The 5841-nt window shown below is 73.9% G+C and carries 6 protein-coding genes; 3 read left to right on the top strand and 3 right to left on the bottom strand.

Annotated elements, in window-relative coordinates; translation table 11 throughout:
- Window positions 1–2: 2 nt before the first annotated feature.
- Window positions 3–854 (top strand): carbohydrate ABC transporter permease, encoded by an 852-nt coding sequence (locus AB0C69_RS36765; RefSeq protein ID WP_360360184.1) that lies wholly within the window; start codon window positions 3–5, stop codon window positions 852–854.
- A 69-nt stretch (window positions 855–923) separates the two neighbouring features.
- Here the strand turns inward: AB0C69_RS36765 and ugpC are convergent, their stop codons facing one another.
- Entirely contained in the window at window positions 924–2168 is a 1245-nt protein-coding gene (gene ugpC / locus AB0C69_RS36760) for a sn-glycerol-3-phosphate ABC transporter ATP-binding protein UgpC (RefSeq protein ID WP_345183028.1), read from the bottom strand.
- A 146-nt stretch (window positions 2169–2314) separates the two neighbouring features.
- Here ugpC and AB0C69_RS36755 point away from each other — a divergent pair, with 146 nt between their 5' ends.
- Together AB0C69_RS36755 and AB0C69_RS36750 are read left to right on the top strand one after the other, a co-directional pair.
- Entirely contained in the window at window positions 2315–3337 is a 1023-nt protein-coding gene (locus tag AB0C69_RS36755) for a LacI family DNA-binding transcriptional regulator (RefSeq protein WP_360360181.1), read from the top strand.
- 98 nt (window positions 3338–3435) lie between these two features.
- Entirely contained in the window at window positions 3436–3876 is a 441-nt protein-coding gene (locus tag AB0C69_RS36750) for an Lrp/AsnC family transcriptional regulator (protein WP_345183031.1), read from the top strand.
- Here the strand turns inward: AB0C69_RS36750 and AB0C69_RS36745 are convergent, their stop codons facing one another.
- On the bottom strand, window positions 3877–4812 hold the full coding sequence (locus tag AB0C69_RS36745) for a TIGR03619 family F420-dependent LLM class oxidoreductase (protein WP_360360177.1): 936 nt from the start codon (window positions 4810–4812) through the stop codon (window positions 3877–3879). It lies immediately after the preceding gene.
- 110 nt (window positions 4813–4922) lie between these two features.
- The gene (locus AB0C69_RS36740) at window positions 4923–5822 is read right to left on the bottom strand and encodes a BadF/BadG/BcrA/BcrD ATPase family protein (RefSeq protein ID WP_360360174.1); all 900 of its coding nucleotides are present in this window, start codon (window positions 5820–5822) and stop codon (window positions 4923–4925) included.
- Window positions 5823–5841: the final 19 nt, after the last annotated feature.

Raw genomic sequence — 5841 nt, 5'->3', positions numbered from 1 at the left:
GCGTGCTGACCGTCGCCACCGCGTCGCGGCAGGCGGCGCTCTACCGGCTGCTCGGCGACCGGCTGTTCTGGCTGGTGCCGACCCTCGGCCTGCTGGTCGCCTCGCTGCGCTCCAACGAGGACAACAACGCCGACGGCTGGTGGAACGTGTTCGCCAAGCCGGCGCAGCTGACCGCCGAGTCCTACGGCGCGCTGCTGGACAAGGGCGACTTCGTCGACTCGTTCTGGAACACGGTGCTGATCACCGTCCCGGCGACGCTGCTGGTGGTCGCGATCGCCTCGCTGGCCGCCTACGCGTTCGCCTGGATGGAGTTCCCCGGACGGGACTGGCTGTTCCTCGGCGTCGTGGCGCTGCTGGTGGTGCCGGTCCAGGTCGCGCTGATCCCGGTCGCCAGGCTGTACGGCTACATCGAGTTCGGAAGCTTCCACATGTTCGGCTCGATCACCGGGGTCGTGCTGTTCCACGTGGCCTTCGGGCTGCCGTTCGCCATCTTCCTGCTCCGCAACTTCTTCGCGGCGATCCCCCGGGACCTGCTGGAGGCGGCGCGGATGGACGGCGGCTCGGAGTGGACGATCTTCCGCCGGGTGATCTTCCCGCTGGGCGGCCCGGCGATCGCCTCGCTCGGCATCTTCCAGTTCCTGTGGGTGTGGAACGACCTGCTGGTCGCGCTGGTGTTCGCCGACACCGGGTCGCAGCCGATGACCAAGTGGCTGCAGTCGCAGATGCGGCAGTTCACCGGCAACATCGACATCCTCGCGCCCGGCGCGTTCCTGTCGCTGGTCGTCCCGCTGATCGTGTTCTTCGCCTTCCAGCGCTACTTCGTCCAGGGAGTGCTCGCCGGCTCGGTGAAGTGACGCCCGCCGGGACGACGGTGCCCACGGCCTCACCGAGGCCGTGGGCACCGCCCTGTCGCAGCGGGATGGTCAGCCGGACTTGCGCAGGTCCGCGGCGCCGTGCCGTTCGGCGACGTCGGGGTGCCCGATGGCCAGACCGCTGGACGGGTCGAAGAAGTGCAGGCGGCGCGTGTCGACGGCGAGGTCCACGTCCTGCCCCGGGCGCACGTGCGAGCGGGAGTTGACGCGGGCCGTCCACAGCGCCTTGTTGTCGATCAGCGGGATCGCCTCGGCCTCGCCCTCGGCGGCGTCCTCGGCCAGGTCGGCGGTGTCCTTGTGCTCGACCGGCGGGGCGTCGATCGTGAAGATCACGTTGATCTCGCTGCCGAGCTCCTCGGTGACGCTGCTGCGCACCGCCATCGGCGCCCAGCCGGGCTGGGCGTGCGCGGAGTCCTCGAAGTCCGACGGGCGGATGCCGAGGATGACCTTCTTGCCGAGGTAGTCGCCCAGGCCCGGCTTGTCGTCCATGACCGCGGCCGGGACGGGCAGCGTGTAGCCGGCGAAGGAGACCCGCGCCCCGCCGTCGCCGGTCTCGAGGTCGGCGAGCACGAAGTTCATCGCGGGCGAGCCGATGAACCCGGCCACGAACAGGTTGACGGGGTTGTCGAACAGCCGCTGCGGGGTGTCGACCTGCTGGAGCTTGCCCTCGCGCAGCACGCACACCCGCGATCCGAGCGTCATGGCCTCGACCTGGTCGTGGGTGACGTACACGGTGGTGACGCCGAGCCGCTCGTGCAGCTGGCTGAGGGAGGCGCGCATGGAGACGCGGAGCTTGGCGTCGAGGTTGGACAGCGGCTCGTCCATCAGGAACGCCTGCGGCTGGCGGACGATGGCGCGGCCCATCGCGACGCGCTGCCGCTGGCCGCCCGACAGCGCGGCCGGCTTGCGGGACAGGTACTGCTCCAGGCCGAGCATCTTGGCGGCGTCGCGGACCTTCTGCTTGATCTCCGCCTTCGGCGTCCCGCGCAGCTTGAGGCCGAACGCGAGGTTCTGCTCGACCGTCATGTGCGGGTAGAGGGCGTAGTTCTGGAACACCATCGCGATGTCGCGGTCCTTCGGCGCGAGGTCGTTGACGACCTGGTCGCCGATGGAGATCTTCCCGCCGGAGATCTCCTCCAGCCCGGCGATCATCCGCAGCGCGGTGGACTTGCCGCAGCCGGACGGCCCGACCAGCACCATGAACTCGCCGTCGCGGATCTCCAGGTCGAGCCCGTCGACGGCCTTGACTCCGCCGCCGTACACCTTGTCGACCCGGTCCAGCACGATCTTGGCCATCCGAACCCCTTTGGAAACGTTTCCGCCGTTCCCCCGCCGAGCAGGGGATATGTCGTATTGGCTGGAGTAAACATCATGGAATCGTTTCCAGGGGAGACGTCATCGTGAGAAGATGATCGAAACGGGCGGAAAGGGACGGTGCGCGGGTGGCGGAACGGCGGGCGGCGACGATCAAGGACGTGGCCGCGGCGGCGGGCGTCGGCATCGCCACGGTGTCGCGGGTGTTCTCCGGGACGGGCTCGGCGAGCGCCGCGACCCGCGAGCGGGTGCTGGCCGCGGCCCGCGAGCTGGACTACCGGCCGAGCGCCCTCGGCCGAGGCCTGAAGCTGCGCCGCAGCGGCGGCATCGGCCTGGTCGTCCCCGACGTCACCGACCCGTTTTGCGCCGAGGTGGTCGCGGGCGTGCTGGCCTGCGCCCGCACCCTCGGCGAGCACGTCATCGTGGACGCCGCGCACGGCGACCCCTCCCGCGAGGCCGAGATCGTCGACCGGCTCGTCGAGCAGCGGGTCGACGGGATCATCGCGCTGCCCGCCGGGGACGAGGCCGACTGGCGCGCCGCGGCCCGGGTGTGCTCCAGCGTCGTGTTCGCCGACCGGGTCCTGCCCGGGCTGCCCGACGTCCCGTCCGTGCTGGCCGACGACGCGGGCGGCGTGCGGTCCCTCACCGAGTACCTCGCCGGGCTCGGGCACCGCCGCATCGGGTTCCTCGGCGGCGCGCCGGGCCGTCCCGCGGGCGCGCGCGAGCGGGCGTTCCGCGGCACCCTGGCGCAGCTGGGCCTGCCCGTGGAGGAGGACCTCGTCGTGGCCGCCCGTCCCGCCCGCGACGCCGCCTACGCGGCCGCCGCCGGGCTGCTGCAGCGCCGCGCGGACGTCACCGCCGTCCTGGCCGCCGGGCACCTGCTCGGCGAGGCCGCCGTCCTGGTCGCCCGCGAGCTCGACCTGCGGGTGCCGGCCGACGTGTCCATCGCGATGGTGGACGACGTCGCGTGGGCGGAGCTGTGCGATCCGCCGCTGACCGCCGTGGCCAGGCCCGGCCACGACATCGGCTACCGCGCCTGCGAGCTGCTGCTGCGCGAGCCCGCCCGGCGCGGCAGGGGAGGCCCGGTCGTGCTGCCGACGGAACTGGTGGTGCGCGGCAGCTGCGGGCCGCTGCGGAGCGCGCGCCGCTAGCCGCACGCGGTCGGCGCTGCGCTCCCGCCCCTGCGGGAAAGCCGATCCGTGATCGAACGGGGGCCCGCGCACGGGCTCCGGCGCGCTAGATTTCCCGCGTGGAGGAGATCGATCGTCAGATCATGGCCCTGCTGGCCGACGACGGGCGGATGAGTTTCACCGACCTGGCCAAGGAGACGGGCCTGTCGGTGTCGGCGGTGCACCAGCGCGTCCGGCGGCTGCAGAAGCGCGGCGTCATCAAGGGCTTCGCCGCCCAGCTCGACAACCGGGAGATCGGCCTGCCGCTGACCGCCTTCGTGTCGATCAAGCCGATCGACCCGGCGGCCCCCGACGACGCCCCCGACCGGCTGGCGCACCTGCAGGCGATCGAGGCGTGCCACTCGGTGGCGGGGGAGGAGAGCTACATCCTCAAGGTCCGGGTCGCCTCGCCGAACGAGCTGGAGGACCTGCTGCAGAAGATCCGCGCCGCCGCGAACGTCGCGACGCGCACCACGGTCGTGCTCAGCACCCCCTGGGAGGCGCGGCGGCCGCCCCTGTAGTCATCGGCCCGGCGCGAACGCCTCCAGCGCCTCCAGGGCGCGGTCCAGCGACGCGTCCGGATCGGCGTCCGGCCCGGTGATCTCCGGATCGAAGTTCAGGTCCACGAACAGCTCGGTGACGCCCTGCCGCGCCAGCGCCCCGAAGTCGCCGCGGATCTCCTCGAAGGAGCCGGTGAGCGGGCGCCGCTCCTCCCGCCCCGCGGGGCGGACCCGGACCGCGCCCCGGCACACGAACCGCAGCGCGGACGCGTCCCGCCCGGCCTCCTCGGCGGCCTCCCGCACCACCTCCACGGAGCGGCCGATCGCGGCGAGGTCGGCGCGGCTGGAGCTGACCCAGCCCTCGGCCAGCCGGCCCGCGCGCCGCAGGGCGGGTTCGGCGCCGCCGCCCAGCAGGATCGGCGGCCCGGACGGCTGGAGCGGGGGCGGGTCCATCGTCACGGGCGGGATGTCGTAGAACTCGCCGTGGAATCGCGCCGGGTCCCCGGACCCGCCGGCCCACAGGGCGCGCAGCGCGGCGATGAACTCCTCGGCGCGGGCGCCGCGGCGCTCCATGGGGGCGCCGACCGCCGCGAACTCCTCGCGCATCCAGCCGATCCCGAGCCCGAGGTCCAGGCGTCCCCCGCTGACGTGGTCGAGGGTGGCGGCCTGCTTGGCGAGGATCGGCGGCGCGTAGAACGGAAGGTTCACGACCGCGACGCCGAGCCGCGCCCGGGAGGTGTGGGCGGCGAGGTAGGCCAGGGTGATCAGCGGGTCGGGGACGTTGCGGTAGGTGAGGTCGGTCGACCCGGCCGGGTTGAGGACTCGCTGCAGCGTCCACAGCGAGCGGTAGCCGAGCTCCTCGGCACGCCGCGCCACCGTCACCTGGTTGCGCGGGGTCGCCCACGCGCCGGACCCCGGCACCGCGAACCCGATCTCCACGGCGTCCCCCTCCCGCACCGGCGGAACCTTACAACGTCAAGGGCGGGGGCCGTTCAGCGAATCCAGGCCTCCGGACCACCCGTCCATCGCCATGGTAGGCATCCCGACGTCGGCGGCCCGACCGCGGGTCAGCGGCGGCGGAACGCGGTGCGCAGGGCCGCGTGGGCGGACGGCGGGGCGGCGACGTGGTCGAGGGCGAGGAGCGCGGCGCCGAGCAGCGGGGGGTCCTCGGGGACCAGCAGGCGTGCGCGGGGGGCGAGGTCGGCGTAGCGGTCCGCGACCGCCTCCATCAGCAGCGGCCGACGGGCCGCCAGGACCCCGCCGCCGAGGACGACGTCGGCGGGGGCGTCCAGCAGGTCCAGGCGGCGCAGCGCGACCGAGCCGAGGATCGCCACCTCCTCCGCCAGCCGGAGCACCACGCCGCGGGCCACCGGGTCGCCGGCCTCGGCGATGTCGAGCAGGACGGGCGCCAGGGAGGTGAGCCGCCCCTGCTCGATCTCGCCGAGGTGGAGGGCGAGGCCCACGTCGATGGCGCGGGCCAGACCGAAGTGGGCGGCGACCGCGGCGGTCAGCGCCGTCTCCGGTCCCCGGCCGTCCTCGCCGCGGATGGCGTGCCACAGAGCCGAGCGGCCGAGCTCCCCGCCGCCGCCCCAGTCGCCGGTGTGGGCGCCGAGGGACGGGAACCGCGCGGTGCGCCCGTCGGGGGCGACGCCCGCGCAGTTGATGCCGGCGCCGCAGACCACCGCGACGCCCCAGCCCTCGGTGACGGCGCTGCGCAGCAGCGCGAACGTGTCGTTGCCGACCGTCACGCTCGGCGCGGCGCCCCGGGACAGCAGGAGCTTCTCCAGCCGCTCCTCCTCGCCCGGCAGGTCGACGTTGGCCATGTAGGCGGCCAGGTGGACGACGCCGCCGGGCCGGACCCCGGCGTCCCGCAGCGCCCTGCCGATGTCCGCCGTCAGCGCGGCCAGCGCGAGCGCTCCGGCGAGGGCGGCGCACCGCCGCGAACGGTTCCCTGCCGTCTGCCTCATGACGGGTCATACGCGCGCG

This window comes from Actinomadura sp. NPDC048032, from assembly GCF_040653175.1.
In the GTDB taxonomy this organism is placed as follows: domain Bacteria; phylum Actinomycetota; class Actinomycetes; order Streptosporangiales; family Streptosporangiaceae; genus Spirillospora; species Spirillospora verrucosospora.
The sequence above is the reverse complement of the archived record's forward strand: the minus strand, read 5'-3'. Positions and strand labels throughout refer to the sequence as shown.